Source organism: Pseudomonas sp. Irchel 3F6 (assembly GCF_900187595.1).
In the GTDB taxonomy this organism is placed as follows: Bacteria; Pseudomonadota; Gammaproteobacteria; order Pseudomonadales; family Pseudomonadaceae; genus Aquipseudomonas; species Aquipseudomonas siliginis.
On sequence record NZ_FYDP01000010.1, the window covers coordinates 62,462 to 84,462 of the forward strand.

The 22,001-nt window shown below is 61.3% G+C and carries 18 protein-coding genes; 9 read left to right on the top strand and 9 right to left on the bottom strand.

Going from position 1 to position 22,001, the window contains the following annotated elements; all coding sequences use genetic code 11:
- The first annotated feature begins 4 nt into the window (after positions 1-4).
- The 4 genes from CKW30_RS25690 (at position 5) to CKW30_RS25705 (ending at position 5,468) form a co-directional block, all read left to right on the top strand.
- Positions 5-883, top strand: a complete 879-nt coding sequence (locus CKW30_RS25690) for an endonuclease/exonuclease/phosphatase family protein (protein ID WP_024014985.1) — start codon at positions 5-7, stop codon at positions 881-883.
- Positions 880-2,895 (top strand): diguanylate cyclase, encoded by a 2,016-nt coding sequence (locus tag CKW30_RS25695; RefSeq protein WP_095182297.1) that lies wholly within the window; start codon positions 880-882, stop codon positions 2,893-2,895. Before CKW30_RS25690 ends, CKW30_RS25695 begins: the two co-directional genes overlap by 4 nt.
- Positions 2,896-2,996: 101 nt before the next feature.
- Positions 2,997-3,779 carry an N-acetylmuramoyl-L-alanine amidase gene (locus tag CKW30_RS25700; RefSeq protein ID WP_095182298.1) on the top strand — a complete coding sequence of 261 codons (783 nt, stop codon included), beginning with the start codon at positions 2,997-2,999 and terminating at the stop codon, positions 3,777-3,779.
- Between the two features lie 75 nt (positions 3,780-3,854).
- Positions 3,855-5,468: an EAL domain-containing protein gene (locus CKW30_RS25705; protein WP_095182299.1), complete on the top strand. Its 1,614-nt coding sequence runs from the start codon at positions 3,855-3,857 to the stop codon at positions 5,466-5,468.
- Here the strand turns inward: CKW30_RS25705 and CKW30_RS25710 are convergent.
- Positions 5,465-7,255, bottom strand: a complete 1,791-nt coding sequence (locus CKW30_RS25710; protein ID WP_095182300.1) for an ATP-binding protein — start codon at positions 7,253-7,255, stop codon at positions 5,465-5,467. The genes CKW30_RS25705 and CKW30_RS25710 overlap by 4 nt on opposite strands.
- 10 nt (positions 7,256-7,265) lie before the next feature.
- Complete coding sequence (gene algB / locus CKW30_RS25715) at positions 7,266-8,612, bottom strand: sigma-54-dependent response regulator transcription factor AlgB (RefSeq protein ID WP_024014980.1); 1,347 nt, start codon at positions 8,610-8,612, stop codon at positions 7,266-7,268.
- Between the two features lie 428 nt (positions 8,613-9,040).
- On the opposite strand from algB, the gene CKW30_RS25720 reads away from it, so the two are divergent.
- The 5 genes from CKW30_RS25720 (at position 9,041) to CKW30_RS25745 (ending at position 13,525) form a co-directional block, all read left to right on the top strand.
- Positions 9,041-9,325, top strand: coding sequence for a hypothetical protein (locus tag CKW30_RS25720; protein WP_024014979.1), 285 nt, complete (start codon positions 9,041-9,043; stop codon positions 9,323-9,325).
- Between the two features lie 74 nt (positions 9,326-9,399).
- Positions 9,400-9,564 carry a DUF1328 domain-containing protein gene (locus CKW30_RS25725; RefSeq protein WP_003177151.1) on the top strand — a complete coding sequence of 55 codons (165 nt, stop codon included), beginning with the start codon at positions 9,400-9,402 and terminating at the stop codon, positions 9,562-9,564.
- Between the two features lie 2 nt (positions 9,565-9,566).
- On the top strand, positions 9,567-10,031 hold the full coding sequence (locus CKW30_RS25730) for an inhibitor of vertebrate lysozyme family protein (RefSeq protein ID WP_016772356.1): 465 nt from the start codon (positions 9,567-9,569) through the stop codon (positions 10,029-10,031).
- A gap of 716 nt (positions 10,032-10,747) precedes the next feature.
- Positions 10,748-12,079, top strand: coding sequence for a glutamate/aspartate:proton symporter GltP (gene gltP / locus CKW30_RS25740; RefSeq protein WP_039757150.1), 1,332 nt, complete (start codon positions 10,748-10,750; stop codon positions 12,077-12,079).
- A gap of 216 nt (positions 12,080-12,295) precedes the next feature.
- Positions 12,296-13,525, top strand: coding sequence for a nucleoside recognition domain-containing protein (locus CKW30_RS25745; protein WP_095182301.1), 1,230 nt, complete (start codon positions 12,296-12,298; stop codon positions 13,523-13,525).
- A 115-nt stretch (positions 13,526-13,640) separates the two neighbouring features.
- On the opposite strand, the gene CKW30_RS25750 is transcribed toward CKW30_RS25745, so the two are convergent.
- From CKW30_RS25750 to CKW30_RS25780, 7 genes are all read right to left on the bottom strand, one after another.
- The gene (locus CKW30_RS25750) at positions 13,641-14,267 is read right to left on the bottom strand and encodes an ABC-type transport auxiliary lipoprotein family protein (protein WP_095182302.1); all 627 of its coding nucleotides are present in this window, start codon (positions 14,265-14,267) and stop codon (positions 13,641-13,643) included.
- Positions 14,264-15,202 carry an MlaD family protein gene (locus tag CKW30_RS25755; protein WP_016772359.1) on the bottom strand — a complete coding sequence of 313 codons (939 nt, stop codon included), beginning with the start codon at positions 15,200-15,202 and terminating at the stop codon, positions 14,264-14,266. Before CKW30_RS25755 ends, CKW30_RS25750 begins: the two co-directional genes overlap by 4 nt.
- 1 nt (position 15,203) lies before the next feature.
- Positions 15,204-16,007, bottom strand: coding sequence for an ABC transporter ATP-binding protein (locus tag CKW30_RS25760; RefSeq protein WP_071173945.1), 804 nt, complete (start codon positions 16,005-16,007; stop codon positions 15,204-15,206).
- The gene (locus tag CKW30_RS25765) at positions 16,004-17,152 is read right to left on the bottom strand and encodes an ABC transporter permease (protein WP_076564805.1); all 1,149 of its coding nucleotides are present in this window, start codon (positions 17,150-17,152) and stop codon (positions 16,004-16,006) included. Before CKW30_RS25765 ends, CKW30_RS25760 begins: the two co-directional genes overlap by 4 nt.
- 54 nt (positions 17,153-17,206) lie before the next feature.
- Positions 17,207-18,235, bottom strand: coding sequence for a DUF5924 family protein (locus CKW30_RS25770; protein ID WP_095182303.1), 1,029 nt, complete (start codon positions 18,233-18,235; stop codon positions 17,207-17,209).
- Positions 18,236-18,446: 211 nt separating this feature from the next.
- Positions 18,447-19,841: a pitrilysin family protein gene (locus CKW30_RS25775; protein WP_095182304.1), complete on the bottom strand. Its 1,395-nt coding sequence runs from the start codon at positions 19,839-19,841 to the stop codon at positions 18,447-18,449.
- A gap of 123 nt (positions 19,842-19,964) precedes the next feature.
- Entirely contained in the window at positions 19,965-21,623 is a 1,659-nt protein-coding gene (locus tag CKW30_RS25780) for a Na/Pi cotransporter family protein (RefSeq protein WP_076564797.1), read from the bottom strand.
- Between the last annotated feature and the right edge of the window lie 378 nt (positions 21,624-22,001).

Sequence of the window (22,001 nt, forward strand, 5' to 3'; positions counted from 1 at the left end):
CGCCATGCGCCGCTGGAAGTCCGAACGCATCGTTGGCCTGCATGATCCGCAGGTCAACGAGCATCACCTGGCGTCTACGGGCCTGCCCGCAGACCAGCGTCTGCGCTTGCTCAGTTTCAACATTCAGGTCGGCATCAGCACCGAGCGCTATCGGCATTACCTGACCCGCAGCTGGCAGCATCTGCTGCCGCACACCGGGCGTTCCGGCAATCTGCAAAAGATCGGTGACCTGCTCGGCGACTTCGATCTGGTCGCGCTGCAGGAAGCCGATGGCGGCAGCCTGCGTTCGGGCTACGTCAATCAGGTCGAACATCTGGCCCACCTCGGCGCCTTTCCCTACTGGTATCAACAACTCAATCGCAACCTCGGTCGACTGGCCCAGCACAGCAATGGCGTGCTCAGTCGCCTGAAGCCGTGGGCGATCGAGGATCATCCGCTGCCCGGCCCGAAAGGTCGCGGCGCGATCCTGCTGCGCTTCGGCGAAGGTCCGGAAGCGTTGGTGGTGGTAATGATGCACCTGGCCCTCGGCGCGCGGACCCGCAGCCTGCAACTGGCCTACATTCGTGATTTGATCAGCGGCTACAAGCATCAGGTGCTGATGGGCGACATGAATACCCATGCCAGCGACCTGCTCGAACACTCGCCATTACGCGATCTCGGCCTGCTGGCCCCGCAGGTGGAAGCGACCTTCCCCAGCTGGCGCCCACAGCGTTGCCTTGATCATATTCTGCTCAGCCCGACCCTGACCCTGGAAAAGGTCGAGGTACTGGCCCAGCCCATTTCCGATCACCTGCCGGTCGCGGTGGAAATTCGTCTGCCGGGTTCGCTCACGGCCGACGCATTGCCCGCGTTGAGCCCTGCCCCTCGCGGAACCTGTGAATGAGCGACGACGCCCAGCGCTGGAAAGAGAAGTACCTCAAGAGCATCGAACAGCAGGACAAGCTCGAACGCCGCTGGGCCGCGCGACTCGACCTGCTGCGGCGCGGTCTGGTGCGCAGCACGCTGGCGGCCGAAGGCACCGACAAGGCTGTCGATCAGTGCATGAAAGAAATGCGCGAAGTGGTGCGCACCGATGACATGGACGCCGGCCTCGCCGCCCTGCTGCCGCGTCTGGAAAAAGCCGTGCTCGACTCCGAGCAGCGCCGTGAGACCCGCATTGATCAGGTCAGCACCGCGCTGACCGCGCTGGTCACCCAGTTGCAGGCTTTGCCATTGCCGCGCGAAGTCGCGCAACCGCTGAAGAAATTCGCCAAACAACTGGACAGCCGCGTCGGTCAGGCGCGGGAAATGCCACTGCTGCTGAGCGAGCTCAGTGGCTTGCAGGGCAAGGCCTTGAGTCAGTTGGAGACGCCTGCCGAGCCGGGTCGGCCGGGGTTGTTGCAGCGTTTGTTTGGTAGTCGCGACAGTGAAGAAACCGTTGCACCGGCGGCCGACATACCAGCAACACCAGTGCCGCAGCTGGTCGAAGCTCAGCAGCCTGAACCGGAGCCTGCGCAATCGGCACCGGTGGCCAACGCGGAGCCAGCGATCGCAGCGCCCGAGACCATCATCGAAACGTCCGCCCAGACGCCGCCTGATGAGCCGCAAGTCGTTGCGTTCGCTGCGCCTGTGGTCGTCGTTGAAGCCGAGCCAGCGCAAGTTGAACCCGCCGCGGACGCCGAGATGACCGTCGCTGCGCCAGCAACCGAGGCGTTCAACCCCGATGAATTGATCCACCCCGGCGATCCCTCGCCGCTGCTCCTCGACAGCCTGCCCTTGCCCGAGCCAATCGCTCAAGCATTGGCCGCTATCGACCCGGAGCAGTCGGAACACGACATCCTCTTCGCTCTGCCGGATTCCCCGGAGCCGTCCTACAGCTCCGTGGCCAGACACATCGAAGACACGCTGATCGGCCTGCTCGACGACCTGACCCTGCCCGAGCGCCACCGGCCGCAAGCCGAAGCCATGCGCGAACGGCTCAAACACGGACTGAACTGGTACGAGCTGCTACCGATCCTCGACGATCTCGCAACCTTGATGCTGGCGATTACCGATAGCGGTCAGCACGAATTCGAAGCCTATCTGCAACAGCTCAACGAACGCCTTGAAGCGTTCCAGAGCAACCTGCAAGCGGCCAGCGAAGGGCATGCCGACAACAGCTCGGCGGCGCGGGCCATGGACACGCAGATTCGCGAGCAGGTCGACGGCTTGCAGAGCAGCGTCCAGCAAGCAGCCGACCTCGATGACCTCAAGCATGTGCTGGAGAATCATCTGGAAGGCCTGCTGGGAACGATGGATCAGCACCAGAAGCAGCGCGACGCCCGCGAGCAGGAAGTCGCCGCCAGGTTGAAGAGCCTGTCGGAGCGCGTGGCGCATATGGAGCAGGAAGCCATGGGCTTCCGTGAACATCTTGAAGAGCAGCGGCAGAAAGCCCTGATCGATCCGTTGACCGGCCTGCCTAACCGCGCGGCGTGGAGTGAACGCCTGGAGCATGAAATCCAGCAATGGCAGCAGCACGGCAACACCCTTAGCCTGGCCATGCTCGACCTCGATCATTTCAAGCGCATCAACGACAGCTACGGCCACCTGGCCGGCGACAAAGTCCTGAAGATCATCGCCACAGTGCTGCGCAAGCGCCTGCGCGGCTCGGATTTCATCGCCCGTTTCGGCGGTGAAGAGTTTGTGCTGTTGCTGCCGGCGACGCCGCCAGCGGTTGGCGCAAAACTGCTGGAAACCCTGCGCGCGGCGATCGAAGCCTGCCCGTTTCATTTCAAGGGCGAGCGAGTGACCATTACGATTTCCATGGGACTGGCATCGTTCAAGGTCGGAGAACACAGCGATCTAGTGTTGAAAAGAGCCGATCAGGCGCTGTATCGGGCAAAAAACGCCGGACGCAACCGAGTGGAGCTCGGCTAAGGCAATTGTTCCATTTTGTTTAATTCCGCCCGCTGGCGGACGCTGGCCAAACCGGTACGTTACACTGTTGCATTACTGTCTTCTGCGTATTGTCCTCTGCCATGAAATTCTTTGCCCTTGTTGCCTCGCTGTTCGTCCTCGCTGGTTGCGCCAGCGGCCCGCGTTACGACACCAGCCATCCTTCGGCCAATTACGACAGCCGCATCCAGTTTGTCGTGGTGCATTACACCTCGGCGTCACTGGAGCGTTCGCTGCAATTGCTGACCCATGGCGACGTCAGCAGCCATTACCTGATCGGCGATGACAAGAACGCCACAATCTACAAGCTGATGGACGAAAACCAACGGGCCTGGCACGCCGGCGAGAGTCAATGGCAAGGCCGCACCTGGTTGAACTCCAGCTCCATCGGCATCGAAATCGTCAATCCCGGCTACAAGGACACCCCGACCGGGCGCCTGTGGTATCCGTACAGCGAAGCGCAGATCGAATCGTTGATCACCCTGCTCAAGGACATCAGCAAGCGCAACGGCATCAGCCCGCGGCACATCATCGGTCACAGCGACATCGCGCCGCTGCGCAAGCTTGATCCGGGGCCATTGTTTCCGTGGAAACGTCTCGCTGATGAAGGCTTGGGACTGTGGCCGAACGAGCAAGCGGTAGCGCGTCAGCAAGCCGTGTTCAACAGCAGTCCGCTGCCGGAACCAGGCTGGTTCCAGGCGCAACTTGCGCGCCTGGGTTACGACACGCCGCAGACCGGCGAGCTGGACGTCGCCACGCGCCACGTCCTCGCCGCGTTCCAGATGCATTACCGCCCTGCTCGCTTCGACGGGACGCCGGATGCGCAAACCGCGGCACTTCTTCTGGTCCTCAATCAGACAAAATAATGACGCCCGCCCGACGGTCAGGGCGAAATCGCAATCAGCAGCTATAACTCATGGTAATTCTTCGGAAAATCCTTGATGGCTGCGACCCGAGAGACGCTGCGTAGCTGGTTTTATCGCCCTGCTTTTTTGGCGATGATCGCGGCTGTCCTCAGCGCCAGTCTGTTGATCGCCGGCGGTATGTTCGCGGCGATACGCCAGATGGAAATGCGCGAGAGCCAGGAAATGAACGCCCAGGGCGAGCGTTTCCTCGCTCGCCTCGAACAATTGTTCGGCCAGTTGCGCGAAAGTCTCGACGACCTTGAAGCCCAGCCCTTGCGCGGCTGCGACGAAGAAATGATCGCGACCCTGCAGCAAGTCACCTTCAACTACCGCTTCGTCTATGAAGCGGCATATATGGACGCTTCGCGATTCTGCTCCAACCGTCCGCGCCAGGAAGGTCTGTCGTTGGTGCGCGCGCCGGACATTCAGGGCCCGACCTACAGCTATTGGCTGAACACCACCACCGAACCCGATGAAAACCGCGCGGCGCTGATGCTTGGCCGCGGCAACTTCCGTGTCGCTACCTCGCGCGGACATTTGACCGACATGGTCGATCTGTCGCCCGGCAGCAGCCTGCTGGTGGTACTCGATCACGGCACTCGCGCGATTCCGGTGCTCGGCACCGCACAGACCTGGCCACCGACCGAACCCTGGCCACCGAAGAGCCGTGATGCGCTGCAAGTCACGCAAACGCGGCTGATCTATCGCATGCCCACCGACAACCCGGAATATCAATTGGTGCTGATCACGCCGCGCACGGGCATGCACGTCCCGGCTGTGTGGTGGTGGCTGTTGCCGGTGTGCCTGATCGCCGGCGCCGTTGTCGGCTTTCTGACCTTGCTGCTGGTGCGTCAGCGCCAGTCACTGGATGCCGAGCTGCACGGAGCGATCCGCCGGGGTGAGTTGCAGGTGCTATATCAGCCGATCTTCGACCTCGACAGCCGTCACTGCGTCGGCGCCGAAGCGCTGCTGCGCTGGCGGCGCCCGGACGGCACCCTGACCAGCCCCGACCTGTTCATTCCCATGGCGGAGAACACCGGGCAGATCCGGCAGATGACCGACTTCGTGTTGCAGCGTCTGCTCGAACAACTGGGCCAGTTACTGCGCGCCAATCCGCAGCTGTATATCTCGGTGAACCTCGCGGCCTGCGACGTCATGGTGCCGCGCATCGGCCAGGTCATGGCGCGGCTGCTTGCCCTGCACCGTGTCGCCGCGCGGCAGATAGCCTTCGAAGTCACCGAGCGCGGCCTGATCGATGTAGTGGTGGCGCGGGAGAACCTGCAAGCCTTGCGCGACGTTGGCCATCAGGTGCTGATCGATGATTTCGGCACCGGCTATTGCAGCCTTGCCTATCTGCAGACCTTGCCGGTGGACTGCCTGAAGATCGACAAGGCGTTCATCGATGCGCTGGGCCATGACGCGGCGAGCAGCGGCGTCGCTCCGCACATCATTCACATGGCGCAGGCGCTGGATCTGAAAGTGATTGCCGAAGGCATCGAGCTGGAATCCCAGGCAGCGCTGCTCAGCAGTGAGGGGGTCAAGTTCGGTCAGGGCTGGCTGTTCGCCCACGCCTTGAGCGCCGTGCAATTCATCGAACTGATCACCCGAGGTCGACGCCTGGCCGGGCGGCGTATGGACGACGAGGCTTAAACGGCCAGCGCCATGTAGAACTGGGTGCCCTGCCCAGGCCGCGAGTAGACGCCCATGCGCCCGCCGTGCAACTGGACGATTTCCTTGCACAGCGCCAGGCCGAGCCCGGCGCCGCCCTTCTTGCGCCCGACCTGCACGAACGGCTCGAAAATCCGCCCCTGCTGGCCGTAGGCAATGCCTTCGCCATTGTCTTCGACGCTGATGATCACCCGCTCGCCATGGCGGCGCGCCTGCAGACGGATCTGCCCGTCGCGGGCGGTATGGCGCAAGGCGTTGTCGATCAGATTGTCGAGGACGCGATCGAGTTGCGCCTGATCAGCCTGCAACCTCGGCAGCGGGCCTTGAATCTCGACGTTCAGCGCAACACCTTTGGCCGCAGCCACGTCGGCAAAGCGCAGTTGCGCCTGCTCCAGCAGGTCCTCAATGGAACATGGCGCCAGGGTGAGTTTCTGTAGACCGTTCTGGTAGCGCGAGAAATTCAGCAAGTCGTTGATCAATTGCATCAGCCGCTGCATTTCTTCGTTGACCGTATCCAGCAGGTCAGCTTCGCGCGATTCAGCCGGGAATTTCGCCCTCTCGCGAAACAGTCCGAAGGCCATGTGCATGCCTGTGACCGGCGTGCGCAGTTCATGGGAAGCGCGCAAAACAAACTCACTGCGCACGCGCTCGAACGCGCGTTGCTCGGTGACGTCGTGCAGCACCATCACCGCACCGAGAATATGCCCTTGGGTATGACTGACCGGCGTCAGGCTGTAAGTCAGCAGGCGCGATTCGCCATCGACTTCGATGCTCAGATCTTCCGGCGCCCGCTCCAGCGTGCCGCCGCGCAGGACCAATTGCAGTTGTGCATCCAGTTCCGGGCGGCCGAGCGCGGTGCCCAAGCCTTGGCCCAGTCGATCGTCTTCCCAGCCCAACTGGCGCTGAGCAACAGGGTTGAGGTGCTCAAGCTGGCCCTGGCGGTCAATCATCAACAAACCGTCGTCGATGCTGTCGAGCACCGCTTGCAAGCGCTGCTGGCCGGCCAACAGTTCGTCGACATTCATCGCCTGGTGTTCGCGCAACGCCTCGGCCATCAGGCCGAAGCGCCGCGACAGCAGATTGACTTCCATGGCCGTGGAAATCGGCAGAGTCACGTCATAGTTACCCTGGCCGATGTTGTCCGCAGCCTTGGCCAGCGCTTCGATCGGTGCGCCGAAGCGCCGAGCAATGCCCTGCGCCGTGACAAAACCGATGATCAGCACTGCCAGCCCGACCAGGCCAAGCAGCCCGGCTATCAGCAGGGCGCGTTCGCGAGCGGCATGCTGCACCTCATTGATACTGTCCAGCGCGTGCTTGTGCTCAGCAATTAACCCATTACGCAGAATATTGAAGCGCTCGCGGAAATCCGCGCTGGTGCTGGCGTTCTTTGCCGCTTCGGCAGTCACGTCGAATGAGGCGAGGAAACTCAGGTAATCGGCCTTGGCCTGGCGGAAACCGTAAGGCTGGTCATCGCCCTCCTGCTGTTGGGCGATGCCTTGGTCGAGCAACTCGAAGTAGTGCTGCTTGGACGCTTCGAACGCGACGGGGTCGGGTTTTTCGGCGAGCATGATGATCAATTGATCACCGAGGGTCTGGCGCAGCTTGAGCCCCAGATCCAGGGTGACAAAGTTGCTGCGCACCAGCGCTTCCTGCGACCCGGCCATCTGCATCACGCTGACCAGCCCGAGCAAGAGTCCGAGCAAGGCCACCGTGATCAACGCAGAAATGCTCAGGAACAGGCGCGTGCGCAGCTTGATCGCCAGTTTCATCGCGCAGTGCTCACAGGTTGTACTGCTTGCGTTTGCGATACAGGGTCGAGGCGTCGATGCCGAGGGTTTTCGCCGCTTGATCCAGGGTGCCGGCGGTGGCCAGAACCGCGCCGATGTGCGCTTTCTCCAGCTCGTCCAGGCTCAGTGCCGCGCCGACCCGTGGCGCGTTGTTGGCCGGTTGTTCGGCCATGCCCAGGTGGCTGATTTCCACGCGTTCCTGCGGGCAGATGATGCTAGCTCGCTCGACCACGTTGCGCAGTTCGCGAATGTTGCCCGGCCAGCGATAACCGAGCAGCGCTTCGCGCGCCTCATCGCTAAAGCCGCGCGCTGGGCGTGCGTACTCTTTGACGAAGCGTGCGAGGAAGCGATCGGCAAGGGTCAGGATGTCTTCGGCGCGCTCGCGCAATGGCGGCAGATGCAGGGTGATGACGTTGAGGCGATAGAGCAGGTCTTCGCGGAAACGGCCGTCACGGACCATGTCTTCGAGGTTGAGGTTGGTGGCGGCGAGGATGCGCACATCGGCGCGGCGAGTGACCGGATCGCCTACCCGCTCGTATTCCTTGTCCTGGATGAAGCGCAGCAATTTTGGTTGCAACGTCAGAGGAAAGTCGCCGATCTCGTCGAGAAACAGCGTGCCGCCATCAGCCTGATTAACACGCCCCAAGGTGCTTTCACTGGCACCGGTAAACGCGCCACGACTATGGCCGAACAGTTCGCTTTCCATCAGCTCGGCAGTCAGCGACGGGCAGTTGATAGTGACGCAGGATTTCTTCTCGCGCTTGCTCCAGCCGTGGATCGCACGGGCCAGTTCACCTTTACCCGTACCGGACTCGCCAAGGATAAGAATGTTGGCGTCGGTGCTTGCGACCTGCCGTGCGGTTTCCAGCACGACTTTCATCGCCGGGCTGTGGGAATCGAGACCGTCTTTCGGTTTGCGGATCTCGCCTTCGAGCGCTTCAAGGCGTGCGGAGAGCTGGCGCACTTCCAACTGCTTGGCGGTGGCCAGGCGCAGTTGATCAGGGCTGCACGGCTTGACCAGATAATCGGCGGCGCCAGCCTGGATGGCATCAACCGCGGTGTCGACCGCCGAGTGGGCAGTGACGATCACTACGCGCATCCACGGCGCCTGAATGCGCATCTGCGCGAGGACGTCGAGACCGTTGTCCTCGCCCAGGCGCAAATCAAGGAAGCACAGATCGAAGACCTGACGTTGCAGCAAAGCATCGGCCTGAGCTGCGCTATTGGCGGTGGCTACCGTATAGCCTTCGTCTTCGAGGCAATAACGAAACGTACGCAGGATGGCGGATTCATCGTCCACCAGCAGAATGCGGCCTTGTTGCTCAGTGGCAGATTCCATTTTTCCTACGCTCCATAGTGATTAGTCTTGGGTTAGTCCCGGAAAAGTCGGGCAAGTTGCATGGTTGATTCTGAACGATACCAGCCATAGGAGGGTAGCTCTCTACTGCCATAACGGCCAATTCATTGATTTCGTTGAGTTTTAAAACATTCGGCGTTTTGCAGGGCAGATCCTGCGTCCTCTTCTGACATCTGCGTACCGGTAGCAATTCCATATCATCGAAATTTCCCACGAAATAATCGTGCATTGCGCACGACCGCAGAAGAGCCATCGTGCAGGATGCGTCGCAGGAAATTTCCGAAGAGTACGTAACTTGTTGTTTTTGTTGATATTTTCTGACATCAAAAAACTGGCATGCAGGCTGCAATACCTCACTCAGCCCGGGCAGAACAGCACTGCCCCAACAGAACAAGCGTGAGGAACACAGGATGACTCGCCCAATCGCCGCCCAAGTACGTATTTCGCCACTGCAGATCCAGCAAGGTCTGTTCGGTGTACTGGCGTTGCTGATCACCCTGATCGTCTGCCAGCAGTACATGAGCTGGGAAAACAGCCGTAAACCCGAGCCATTGATTTCGATGCAGCACAGCACTCAGACGCACTTCAGTGCCGTGAGCAGCAGCCAGGCTGAAAACGCTTCGATGCACATGATCGATGTCGACCAGGCGCAACCGCTGGATCAATTGCCACGGGAAGAGCGCTGGGTTTTCTAAGTCAGTGAATACATTCGGGCGCGTAGCGCCGGAAACCGGAAACACCCCTAAATAGAGAAGTAAGGAGAATCACCATGTTGAGCTGGGCAATTACATTCTTGATCATTGCCATCATCGCCGCCGTTCTGGGCTTCGGTGGTATCGCGGGCACCGCCACGGGTATCGCCAAGATTCTCTTTGTCGTGTTCCTGGTGATGTTCATCGCTTCCTTCTTCTTTGGCCGTCGCGGCCGAGGTTAACGATGATCGGTCTCAAGACATTGGCCGCCGCCCTGCTTCTGGGCGGCAGTGCCATGGCCATGGCGGCCAATGATGGCCAGACTCGGGTCAACGAACTGCTCGCCTCCGACGCGCAGTACCGTGAAACCTGGGAAGGCGTGATCAAAAAGGAAGAGCGCGTACCGGAATGGGTGATCAACCTGTCCGGCACTTCCGAGCAACAGATGCACGCCGTTACGGAAGATGGTGATCAGTATCTGGTCGGCCCGCTCTGCGAGAGTCAGGACAAGTGCCTGAATCACCGGTTGATCGTGGCCTTCAGCTTCGACAAGGATGACGCCTACGCCATGCTGGTCGATGTGCCGGAAGGTCTGCCGCAAGACAAGTCGCCGACGCGACACGCGACTTATCGCTTCTTCGGCAAACCTGATCAGGGCATGCAGGATCTGCTGATGGAAACCCTGAAGAAAGATCCGAAGTGGTACTGACGCAGGACGCGCAAAGGTTTCGAACACGAAAGCAGCGCCCCGCTGCTTTCCATTGCGCCGCCCGATGACGGTCGGTGCATGACCAGGGGGCCGGGACGTTCTGACTGATGCAGAGTCGGAGTGACCTACGGGTACAGGGAGTACCTGCGCAAGGGCCGGGTCAGGGTAAAAGCTGCGCCGCAGGTTCGTCGACCCGATGGTCCGACGAATCTGCGCTGGGCTTTGAATCAGCTAAACCATTGATCCAGCGCGCCAATCCCCTTCTTAGAATCGTCGACACTGTGCGGAAAAACATTTCGCGGTGTTTCCTGACGACCGTATATCGACAAAGATCGCGCTCGATTCGTGTGACTCCTAGTCTTTCGATTTGGAGTTTTTCTGGAAATTTCCGCCAATTCCCGCTGTACAAAATTTGACCACCCTAAGCTGTAATGGCCGGTTCACGGCACTTATGCCGGCCGAAATGTCACAATCGAACCGCTTGGGACGCCAGTTTCAATTGAAAAAGCTCATGCCGATTCGGCATAGGGTAGGCGTTTACGGCATTAGACGGCGCCACCTTGCATCGGAATAGTTGCGCCTTTTTTCGCCTGCCGAAGAGCCGTAAACACGCGCTTCGGGGCACCTTATACGGAGGCAGATGCACAGACTTTTCCGCTGATGAGCGTTCCAGTTTCTGCATGTGCCTGAGTAAAACGCAAGTAAGGGTAAAGATAATGAAGAAGGCAAAAATCAGCCTCGCCTGGCAGATCCTCATCGGTCTGGTTCTGGGGATTGCACTGGGTGCGTTGCTCAACCACTTCAGCGCCGAGAAGGCCTGGTGGATCAGCAACGTCCTGCAACCGGCAGGCGATATCTTTATCCGTCTGATCAAGATGATCGTGATCCCGATCGTCATTTCCTCGCTGATCGTCGGCATCGCTGGCGTGGGCGACGCCAAGAAGCTCGGGCGTATCGGCCTGAAGACCATCATCTACTTCGAGATCGTCACCACCATCGCCATCGTCGTCGGCCTGGTGCTGGCCAACGTGTTCCATCCGGGCACCGGCATCGACATGAGCACCCTGGGCACGGTGGACATCTCCAAGTACCAGGCTACCGCCGCCGAAGTGCAGCATGAACATGCGTTCATCGAGACCATCCTCAACCTGATCCCGTCGAACATCTTCGCGGCCATGGCTCGCGGCGAAATGCTGCCGATCATCTTCTTCTCCGTACTGTTCGGTCTCGGCCTGTCGAGCCTGCAGTCGGACCTGCGCGAGCCGCTGGTAAAGATGTTCCAGGGCGTTTCGGAAAGCATGTTCAAAGTCACCCACATGATCATGAACTACGCTCCGATTGGCGTATTCGCACTGATCGCGGTGACCGTCGCCAACTTCGGCTTCGCTTCGCTGTTGCCGCTGGCAAAACTGGTGATCCTGGTTTATGTCGCCATCGCTTTCTTCGCCTTCGTCGTGCTGGGCCTGATCGCCAAGCTGTTCGGCTTCTCCGTGCTCAAGCTGATGCGCATCTTCAAGGATGAGCTGGTGCTGGCCTACTCCACCGCCTCCTCGGAAACCGTGCTGCCACGTGTCATCGAGAAGATGGAAGCCTACGGCGCGCCGAAAGCCATCTGCAGCTTCGTGGTACCGACCGGTTACTCGTTCAACCTCGACGGCTCGACCCTGTACCAGTCGATCGCGGCGATCTTCATTGCCCAGCTGTACGGCATTGACCTGTCGATCAGCCAGCAACTGCTGCTGGTGTTGACGCTGATGGTCACCTCCAAAGGCATCGCCGGCGTACCGGGCGTGTCCTTCGTGGTGCTGCTGGCCACTCTGGGCAGCGTTGGCATCCCGCTCGAAGGCCTGGCGTTCATCGCTGGTGTCGACCGCATCATGGACATGGCGCGTACTGCACTGAACGTGATCGGTAATGCCTTGGCAGTGCTGGTTATCGCGCGCTGGGAAGGCATGTACGACGACGCCAAGGGCGAGCGTTACTGGAACTCCCTGCCGCACTGGCGCAGCAAGGAAAAACTGCCAGCTGGCGAAATCTCCAAGAACTGACACCCCCCTGTAGGAGCTGCCGCAGGCTGCGATCTTTTGATCTTGCTTTTAAAAAACAAAATCAAAAGATCGCAGCCTTCGGCAGCTCCTACAGTAGATTGAGGCCACCCAGTAAATCGGGGGGCGGCAGATCCATACGAACCCCGGAGAAATCCGGGGTTTGTCGTTTCTGGCGACCCCGCTATCATTCGCCGCATTCTTCGGGGGATTTGACTGATGCTTAATGGCCTGTGGCTTGGCTTCTTCATCGTGGCAGCCGTGTCGGCGCTGGCGCAGTGGCTGATCGGCGGCAACGCCGGGATCTTTGCGGCGATGGTGGAAAGCATTTTCGCCATGGCCAAGCTGTCGGTCGAAGTCATGGTGCTGCTGTTCGGCACCCTCACCCTGTGGCTGGGCTTTCTGCGCATCGCCGAAAAGGCCGGGATCGTCGAGTGGCTGGCCAAGGTCCTCGGCCCGCTGTTTCTGCGGCTGATGCCGGAAGTCCCGGCCGGCCACCCTGCCCTTGGCCTGATCACGCTGAACTTCGCCGCCAACGGCCTGGGCCTGGACAACGCCGCCACGCCGATCGGCCTCAAGGCCATGAAAGCGCTGCAGGAGCTCAACCCCAGCGCCACCATCGCCAGCAACGCTCAGATCCTGTTTCTGGTGCTCAACGCCTCGTCGCTGACCCTGCTGCCCGTGACCATCTTCATGTACCGCGCCCAGCAAGGCGCGCCGGATCCGACGCTGGTGTTCCTGCCGATTCTGCTGGCGACCAGTTGCTCGACCATCGTCGGCTTCCTCTCCGTTGCCTTCATGCAACGCCTGCGCATCTGGGACCCGGTGGTGCTCGCCTATCTGGTGCCCGGCGCGCTGATCCTCGGCGGCTTCATGGCCCTGCTTGGTACGCTTTCTGCGACAGCACTGGCGGGATTGTCGTCGATCCTCGGCAATCTCACGTTGTTCGGCTTGATCATGCTGTTCTTGCTGATCGGCGCGCTGCGCAAGGTCAAGGTTTACGAGGCGTTCGTCGAAGGCGCGAAAGAGGGCTTCGATGTGGCGAAGAACCTCTTGCCGTATCTGGTGGCGATGCTCTGTGCGGTTGGCGTGTTGCGCGCCTCTGGTGCGCTGGATTTCGGCCTGGACGGTATTCGTCATCTGGTCGAGTGGGCCGGCTGGGACACGCGCTTCGTCGATGCGCTGCCGACGGCGATGGTCAAACCGTTTTCCGGCAGCGCCGCGCGGGCGATGCTCATCGAGACCATGCAGACCTCCGGCGTCGACAGCTTCCCGGCGCTGGTCGCGGCGACGGTGCAGGGCAGTACCGAAACCACTTTCTATGTGCTGGCGGTGTACTTCGGCGCGGTGGGGATTCAGCGCGCACGGCATGCAGTGGGTTGTGCGTTGTTGGCCGAGTTGGCCGGTGTACTCGGCGCGATTGGCGTCTGCTACTGGTTCTTTGGTTGATAAAGAACCCTGTGGGAGCTGGCTTGCCAGCGATGAGGGAAGCACATCCGAAATATCTGGTAGCTGACACACCGCCATCGCGGGCAAGCCCGCTCCCACAGGGATTGTGTTGGGCTTAAGGCCTTTGGGGGGCCAGTTTCTGGCCTTGCTCCACGGCCCAGGCCACAACCTTGGCCGTAAGGCGATCACTGGCCTGGCCAAACCCGGCGACCACCGCCGGCACCTGCACATCATTCAGCGCCTGGCGCTCTTCAAAGCGGCGACTGGCCAGAATTCGCTGGTCATAGCCACGCACCAGCAACGCATCGACCCGCACCACAACGCCGGCCTGGGTGCCCTGATATTCCGTCTGAAACGCCTGCAAGCTACCGCCCAGTTCCAGATCTGCCTGAAAGTTGCTGTCGTCGGTGCTCAGCAGCGTCACCCGACCATCACGCTGGAATCCATCGAGCAGACGATTGCGCAGCAATACCGGCGCCGGATCGCTCCAGCGCGAGCCCTTGTAGCTGCTGATCACATCGCCCTGCGGGATCACGGCAATGCTCGGCCGGTTCAGCGCTTCGCTGGCCTGCAATTTATTCAAGCGCAGCGACCACGGCTGAACCGTCGCCGGGCTGGCCGAGGCGGGCGCCGGTGCAGCGGGCAGGCGGTAAACATCCGAAGGTTCCGACTTGGGCAAGATCGAGCACGCGCCGATCAGGGTCAGGCCAGCGCCGAGCAGGGCGATTCGAGTCAGTTTCATGGGGTGAATTCCTTGTTCTTGTCGCTGCCCAGCAGGTAGCCGCTGGGGTTGGCCTCAAGGCGTTGGGAAATGGCGCGCAGCGAGGTCAGCGTCTCGCGCAGTTCGCGAATCGCCGGGGCCAGGCCGTTGAGGCCCTGCATGCCGTTATCCAGCGAATTCTGATTTTTGCTGAGCAAGCCGTTGATGGTCACGCTGCTTTGCTCCAGCGACTTCATCGCCTGTTCGGCGCTGCCAAGGGCCTGTTTGCCCTGATCGTTGAGCAGGCCGTTGGCATTGCGCATCAGCAGTGAGGTCTGCTCGAGCATGCTGCCGGCCTGTTTGCCGACGGTCGCCAGTTGCTGCATGGCTTGTTTGATGTCGCCGCGCTGGTCGTTGATGGTGCCGGTGGTCTGTTCCAGATGGGCGAGGGTCTTGCTCACGCGCTCGACGTTTTCCGCGGAGAACATGTGGTTGGCGTTCTGCAGCAGGGCGCTGATGCCGGTCATCAAATCGCTGCTGTCGTTGAGCAGACGCGAAATAGGCGAGGGCGAGGCGACCAGCGTTGGCAGCTTGCCGTCATGCCCGCGCAATTTCGGGCTCTCTGGCGTACCACCGCTGAGCTGGATGATCGACGTGCCAGTAATGCCGGTCAGTGCCAGCTTGGCCTGGGTGTCTTCCTTGACCGGCGTGTCGCCCGCCAGACGAATCCGCGCCAGCACCCGGCGCGGGTCCTGCGGGTCAAGGCGCAGGCTGACCACGTCACCGACCTTGATCCCGCTGTACTGCACCGAGCTGCCCTTGGACAGACCGCTGACCGCCTCGTTGAATACCACTTCGTAATCCTTGAACTCGGTGTCGACGCTGGACTTTGCCAGAAACAGGCCGAAGAGCAGGGCGCCGGCCACGACGATCACCGTGAACAGGCCGATCAACACATGATGGGCTCGGGTTTCCATATCAGACCTCGTTGAGCAATTTGGCGGCGTCCAGCGCCGAGCGGCCGCGCGGGCCGTGGAAGTATTCGTGAATCCACGCGTCGGCGGTTTCCGAGACGACGTCGATAGGGCCGGCAACCAGCACTTTTTTCTGCGCCAGCACCGCCACGCGATCGGTGATGGTATACAGCGTGTCGAGGTCGTGGGTCACCAGAAACACGCTCAGCCCCAAGGCATCGCGCAAGGTCAGGATCAACTGATCGAACTGCGCCGCGCCAATCGGATCGAGTCCGGCGGTGGGCTCATCGAGAAACAGAATGTCCGGATCCAGCGCCAAAGCCCGCGCCAGCGCCGCGCGCTTGATCATGCCGCCGGACAGCGACGCCGGGTATTTGTCCGCCGCCGACAACGGCAACCCGGCCAGCGCCAGTTTCACCGCCGCCAGATGCTCTGCGTCGTGGCGGCTGAGGCCGGCGTGTTCGATCAGGGGCAGGGCGACGTTCTCGGTCACGGTCAGCGACGAGAACAGCGCGCCCTTCTGGAACAACACACCAAAGCGCCTTTCGATCAGCGAGCGCTCATGCTCGGGCAGATTCGGCAGGTTCTGACCGAAGACCTTGACCATGCCCTCGCTGGGCCGATTCAGCCCGACGATGCTGCGCAGCAGCACAGATTTGCCGGTACCGGAGCCGCCAACCACGGCGAGGATCTCGCCCTTGTACACGTCCAGATCAAGGTTCTCGTGCACGCTCTGCGGGCCGAAGCGATTGCACAGGCCACGGACTTCGATCACCGCCTCCGAGGGCGCGCGGGGTAGACGACTCACCAGCCCATCTCCATGAAAAACAGCGCGGCCACCGCATCAAGCACGATCACCACGAAAATCGACTGCACCACGCTGGAGGTGGTGTGCGCGCCGACCGACTCGGCGCTGCCGCTGACCTTGAAGCCTTCCAGGCAACCGATCGCCGCGATCAGGAAGGCGAAGATCGGCGCCTTCACCAGCCCGACCAGAAAATGCTGAATGCCGATGTCCGATTGCAGTAGCGAAAGGAACATTGCCGGCGAAATGTCAAGCGACACCGCACAGACCACACCGCCGCCGACGATCCCCGAGAGCATCGCCAGAAACGTCAGCATCGGCAGCGCCACCAGCAGCGCCAGCACACGCGGCACCACCAGCAATTCGATCGGGTCGAGGCCAAGGGTGCGGATCGCGTCGATTTCTTCGTTGGCCTTCATCGAGCCGATCTGCGCGGTGAATGCACTGGCGGTGCGCCCGGCCATCAGGATCGCCGTGAGCAACACGCCGAATTCGCGCAGGAACGAGAAGCCGACCAGGTCCACGGTGAAAATCGTCGCGCCGAAACTGGCCAGTACCGTGGCGCCAAGAAACGCCACCACCGCACCGACCAGAAACGTCAGCAAGGCCACGATCGGCGCAGCGTCGAGGCCGGTCTGCTCGATGTGCGCGATCATCGGCGTGATCCGCCAGCGCTTGGGCCGCAACAGACCACGGGCGATGACTTCGAGAATCAGGCCGACGAAGCCGAGCAGTTGCAGCGTGTCGGTCCAGACCTTGTCCACCGCGCGGCCGATGCGCGTCAGCAGTTGCACGCTGACGCTGACTTCCGGCTCCTTGATCGGCACGCAGAAATCACTCAGCGAGCAGTACACGGTTTGCAGCAAGGCGCGGTCGGCAGTTGAAAGGGTGCAATCGGGGTGTTCGGCGGTTTTGCCCAAGCGCTCGGAACCGAGCAGCTCGACCAGCAACGAGGCGCCGGCGGTGTCCAGGGCTCCGAGGCCGTTCAGATCGATGGAAGTGTTGGCGTCGTACTGGCCGCGGAGCTTTTCGCTCAGATGCTTGAGCGCGGTGTAGTGGGCGAGCGTCCAGTCGCCGCTGACCCGCAGACGGGCAGGGCTGAGCGCGGTGTCCAAGTGGGCACTGCCGGGGGTTGGGCTGCTGGTCATAAGCTCCGTGCTTGTACGGCCGTTACGAGATCCTACGTAATAGCACGAACCGGATTACTTTTCTTTGGCCGGTGTGCTGTCGGTAATTGCGAAACGCAGCACGCCGATCAACTGGCCATCCTCGGTCAGCACCCGCACCTGCCACTTGCCCGCCGGGTTGCCGGGGAAATTCTGTTTGTGCGTCCACGCCCGGTAGCCTTCCTTGCGCCCGCCATGGATGTCGAGGGCGATGCGGTCGACCTCTTTGCCGTTGAAGGTCCACACGTGATAAATCCGCTCGTCGAGACCGCGCGGCGCGTTGATCGCAGTGTAGGCGTAGAGCCCGCCGCTGCGGATCTGCTCGGCACTGACGGTGTCGAGGCTGGCGCCGGGGGTGCGATCCTGCAATTGCGTGCTGATCGCTACGTCGGTCATCCACAGCGTTGCCGGCGGCACCCACGAACGCAGCGCCCAACCGACGCCGCCGATGCCGAAGGTAATGAACAGAATCGCCAGGGCATTGCGCACCGTGCGGATCGGGAAGATCGACGCCAGGCTCGGGAACGACAGCAGCACGGCAATCCCCAGCGCCCATTTGAAACTCTGCGCAGTGGTCAGGTGCATGATCACCGGCAACGCAGTGAGCAGGGCGGCGAACAGGGTCAGGGTGTGCAGCGCGAGAAACGCCCAGCGCCGTGGCGCCAGCCATTTGTAGTACAGCGGATCGACGATAGAGATCAGTGCGGCAACGCTGAGCAGTCCCGTGAAGACAAACTGGCCGCTGTTCCACGTGGTGGTGATGAAGAAGAATGGCAGAACGAAAAACAGGCTTTCCTGATGGATCATCTGCGTCGCGTAGCGCAGCAGCGGCTGGGGAATCTCGCGCTTGAAGATCCGTGTGAACAGCCCGGTCAGGGTGTTTTCCAGCATCAGCCAGATCCAGCTGAGCAGCATGATCACCGTGATCCAGCTGGCCAGCCCCTGTTGGCGATCGACGAGGATGAAACTGCCGACCCCGGAAATGAACCCACCCGCCGCAATCACCCCGGGGTAGCGCTTCATCAGCTCGAGAATGCGCTGGATAAGGAGGGTCAGTTTTGGCATTTTGGCGGTTCACGACGATATGGGGAAAATCCCGGAAAGGTTAACGCCGCATGACCCCTGTGGCGAGGGGATTTATCCCCGATCGGCGGCGCAGCCGTCGTAGATCCTGCAAGCGAATTCTGTCTGGATATACCGAGCTGCCCTTATCGGGGCTGCTGCGCAGCCCATCGGAGATAAATCCCCTCGCCACAAGTGCTCACTCACCACAGGATTAATGGCTTCCAGCAATTTTGTGGCGACGATACACACGCCAGCCGATCAACATCAGCAGCACCAGCCCCACCCCACCTGCAGCCAGCCACAACACCTGATCATCACTGATCAACGGCTTCTCGATCCGGATATACCCCGGCTGCAACAGCAGCTCGCGCATCGCCTTGTTCGCCGCTTCCAGCGTCACCCCTTGCAGCTCGCGCGCGGGATTGGCAAAGCGGCCATCCTGATAGTCGGCCAGCGCGCTCCAGTAATAGTCCGCCAGTGCGCTGTTGCCTTGTACGGCCCAAGCTTGATGGGCGATGGCGGCTTGTTTGATGCGGGCGAAGGTGCTCGGGTCGAGGCCGTTTTGCAGCAGGTCGGCCTTGAGGTCTTCAAGCACCTGGATGGCTTCGTCGACGTCATCGCGATCCAGGTCAGCGTTGAGGCTCATGAAGCCGAGACCGCCGAACACTTCGCGCTCGGCCCACGGCCCGTACGACAAGCCATGGTTGAGGCGAATCTGCCGGTACAGCGCCCAGTCGAGGTAATCCTTGAGAATGTCGAACGTCTGATCGTACTGATCGTCGAGCACCGGTTCCGGCACCAGCCAGTGCAGCTTGGCGCTGTCGCCGATAAAGCCACGGGTGAGGGTGCGTTCATGGGCGGCGCTGGTGCGGATGTCCGGCAGCGCCCGATGCTCGCTCGGCTCGACCGGCTCCAGCTCACCCCAGGTACGCTCCAGATAGGCCGGCAGCAGTTTGTCGAGTTCGCCGACGACGATCAGGGTCATGTTGTTCGGCGCATACCAGGCTTTGCGCACCTTCTCCAATTGCTCTTGGGTCAGATGGTCGACTTCGGCACGCTGCGGGCATTTCAGTCCCAGCTCGACAGCCAGTTGATTGCTCGCGGTATGACCGAGGTCCTGACGGTCGAGGAAACGTTGCAGCCTGGTGTAATGCCCGCCGTCCTCACGCTCGACCACCCGCTTCGCCGCGTTGATTGCGTTGTCGTCGATGCGTGTCTGGGTCAGCAGCGCGAGCAGCAGGTCGAGCACCTTGCGCTGGTTTTTCGCCGGGGCCTCGATGACGAACGTGGTGTCAGCGTTGCTGGTGAACGCGTTCCAGTCCCCGCCCAGCGCCTGCATACGCTCTTCCAAGCCGCCTTCGCCGGTAGCGTCGATGCCGCTGAACAGCAGGTGTTCGAGCAAATGCGGCAGCTCTTTTTCGTCGCAGTCGAAGTCATCGAGGCCGACGCCGACCACCAGCCGGATCGCCACATGCCCACGCTCGGTGCCGGGTTTGAGCATCAGCTGCAAACCATTGGGCAACGCATAGCCTTCGACCTGAAACCGATCCAGGGCAAAAGCGGGCAGGGAACCGAGCAACAGACAGGCGAACAACAGGCAACGCATAACAGGCTTCCATACGGCTGATTTGGAGATCCGTGTCGTCAGTCAGGGCCCCATCGCTGGCAAGCCAGCGATGACGGTCTCAAGGCTGAACCACTGTAACTGACTGGCCCCAGCCCCAGACGTTCAAGGCGAATGCGTAATGTCGGCCATGTCATCCACCGCCAGCGCGCCAGTGTCCGCCGTTTCCAGCACCACATAGGCGCTGCTGCAGAACAAAGAATTGAGCCGTTTCATGTCGGCGATCAACTCCAGATGCAGCGAGCTGGTCTCCAGGCTCTGAACGATCTTGCGTTGCAAACGGCTGACATGCGCATGGGCCAGACGCCGTTCCTGCGCACGAAAGCGGCGTTTCTCCCGCAACAACTGCCGCGCGCTTTCGCGGTCGCCGCTGAGAAACACCGACAGGCCCAGGCGCAGGTTGGCGATCAGTTGCTGTTGCAGCCCGGCAAGATCTTCCAGGCCTTCTTCGGAAAACGAACGGCGCTGCGAAGTCTTCTGCTGCTGGATCTTGCGCAGCATGCGCTCGATCAGGTCGGCGGCGAGTTTCAGGTTGATCGCCAGTTCGATGATCTCGGCCCAGCGCCGACTGTCGTGCTCGCCGAGATCCTCGCGGGGCATCTGCGCCAGATACAGCTTGATCGCGCTGTACAGGGCTTCGATGTCGTCGGTCAGTCGGCGCATCTCCTGCGTGACGGCGGTCTGCTTGCCGCGCAACACATCGAGGGAGGCGTCGAGCATGTTGTCGAGCAGATCGCCCATGCGCAGGGTTTCCCGCGCGGCATTGGCCAGCGCCAGGCTCGGCGTGACCAGCGCGGTCGGGTCGAGATGACGCGGCTTGGCGGTGCCGTTGACCTCCGGCCGCTCCGGCAGCAGCCACGCACAGAGCCGCGCCATCGGCCCGACGCTGGGCAGCAGGATCAGGCAGCGCGCGGTGTTGTAGAGCAGGTGGAAGCCGATGACCATTTCCTGCGGGCTGAAATCAAGGCTGTCGATCCAGTGCACCAGCGGGTCGAGCACCGGGATGATCAGCAGCAGGCCGATCAGTTTGTACAACAGACTGCCCAGCGCAACTTGGCGGCCGGCAGCGTTCTGCATGCTGGTGCTCATGAAGGCGAGAATGCCGCTGCCGATGTTGGCGCCGATCACCAGGCCGATTGCCACCGGCAAGCTGATCACCGCAGCCCCGGCCAGCGTGGCGGTGAGCAGCACGGCGGCGAGGCTGGAGTAGGAAATCATCGCAAACAGTGCGCCGACCAGAGCATCGAGGAGGATGTCGCCGGTCAGCGAGGCGAAAATCACTTTCACCCCTTGCGCGTGAGTGATCGGCGCAGCGGCCTCGACGATCAATTGCAGGGCGAGAATGATCAGCCCCAGCCCGATCGACACCCGGCCCATCTGCCCGAGCCGCGTCTGTTTGCGCGACAGAAAGAAAATCACCCCGAGGAAAATCAGCAGCGGCGACAGCCACGACAGATCGAGGGTCAGCACCCGCGCCATCAACGCGGTACCGACATCGGCGCCCAGCATGGTCGCCAGCGCCGGGGTCAGCGCCATCAGGCCCTGACCGACAAACGAAGTGACCAGCATCGCCGTAGCGTTGCTGCTCTGCACCATGGCGGTGACGAGAATACCGGCGATGAACGCCAGCCATTTCTTCGACATGTTCTGGCCGATGACATGTCGCAGATTGGTGCCATAAACCCGCAGGATGCCGGTTCGGACGATGTGCGTGCCCCAGATCAACAGGGCGACGGCGGACAGCAGATTGAGCAGGGTGAGCATGCAGACCCCCTGTAGTAGCAGCGCCCCAGAGGGGCAAGTGAACGGCACCGCGCGGTTTCTACGTTCTTGATACTTAAGCTGTAGTTGGCGAACGGCCTCGGCGCCAGCATTGCACAGCTAAAGCGTGGATTGAAACAAAAGTGTCATGAAAAGCGCTTCATACACTCCCTTTAAATCAACGCCGTCTCCTGTGGGAGCTGGCTTGCCAGCGATGGCGTCAGCACAACCAACATTGATGTCGCCTGACACTCCGCTATCGCTGGCAAGCCAGCTCCCACAAGGTCCGCAGTGACTGAATGTTGCACAAACAAATGTGGGAGCGAGCCTGCTCGCGAAAGCGGTGGGCCAGCCAACATTGTTGTCGACTGGCACTCCGTC

Excerpts from the sequence above, each read along its gene's own strand:
- CKW30_RS25690 (WP_024014985.1), top strand. The coding sequence starts at position 5 with ATGCGCCGCTGGAAGTCCGAACGCATCGTTGGCCTGCATGATCCGCAG.
- CKW30_RS25695 (WP_095182297.1), top strand. The coding sequence starts at position 880 with ATGAGCGACGACGCCCAGCGCTGGAAAGAGAAGTACCTCAAGAGCATC.
- CKW30_RS25700 (WP_095182298.1), top strand. The coding sequence starts at position 2,997 with ATGAAATTCTTTGCCCTTGTTGCCTCGCTGTTCGTCCTCGCTGGTTGC.
- CKW30_RS25705 (WP_095182299.1), top strand. The coding sequence starts at position 3,855 with ATGGCTGCGACCCGAGAGACGCTGCGTAGCTGGTTTTATCGCCCTGCT.
- CKW30_RS25710 (WP_095182300.1), bottom strand. The coding sequence starts at position 7,255 with ATGAAACTGGCGATCAAGCTGCGCACGCGCCTGTTCCTGAGCATTTCT.
- algB (WP_024014980.1), bottom strand. The coding sequence starts at position 8,612 with ATGGAATCTGCCACTGAGCAACAAGGCCGCATTCTGCTGGTGGACGAT.
- CKW30_RS25720 (WP_024014979.1), top strand. The coding sequence starts at position 9,041 with ATGACTCGCCCAATCGCCGCCCAAGTACGTATTTCGCCACTGCAGATC.
- CKW30_RS25725 (WP_003177151.1), top strand. The coding sequence starts at position 9,400 with ATGTTGAGCTGGGCAATTACATTCTTGATCATTGCCATCATCGCCGCC.
- CKW30_RS25730 (WP_016772356.1), top strand. The coding sequence starts at position 9,567 with ATGATCGGTCTCAAGACATTGGCCGCCGCCCTGCTTCTGGGCGGCAGT.
- gltP (WP_039757150.1), top strand. The coding sequence starts at position 10,748 with ATGAAGAAGGCAAAAATCAGCCTCGCCTGGCAGATCCTCATCGGTCTG.
- CKW30_RS25745 (WP_095182301.1), top strand. The coding sequence starts at position 12,296 with ATGCTTAATGGCCTGTGGCTTGGCTTCTTCATCGTGGCAGCCGTGTCG.
- CKW30_RS25750 (WP_095182302.1), bottom strand. The coding sequence starts at position 14,267 with ATGAAACTGACTCGAATCGCCCTGCTCGGCGCTGGCCTGACCCTGATC.
- CKW30_RS25755 (WP_016772359.1), bottom strand. The coding sequence starts at position 15,202 with ATGGAAACCCGAGCCCATCATGTGTTGATCGGCCTGTTCACGGTGATC.
- CKW30_RS25765 (WP_076564805.1), bottom strand. The coding sequence starts at position 17,152 with ATGACCAGCAGCCCAACCCCCGGCAGTGCCCACTTGGACACCGCGCTC.
- CKW30_RS25770 (WP_095182303.1), bottom strand. The coding sequence starts at position 18,235 with ATGCCAAAACTGACCCTCCTTATCCAGCGCATTCTCGAGCTGATGAAG.
- CKW30_RS25775 (WP_095182304.1), bottom strand. The coding sequence starts at position 19,841 with ATGCGTTGCCTGTTGTTCGCCTGTCTGTTGCTCGGTTCCCTGCCCGCT.
- CKW30_RS25780 (WP_076564797.1), bottom strand. The coding sequence starts at position 21,623 with ATGCTCACCCTGCTCAATCTGCTGTCCGCCGTCGCCCTGTTGATCTGG.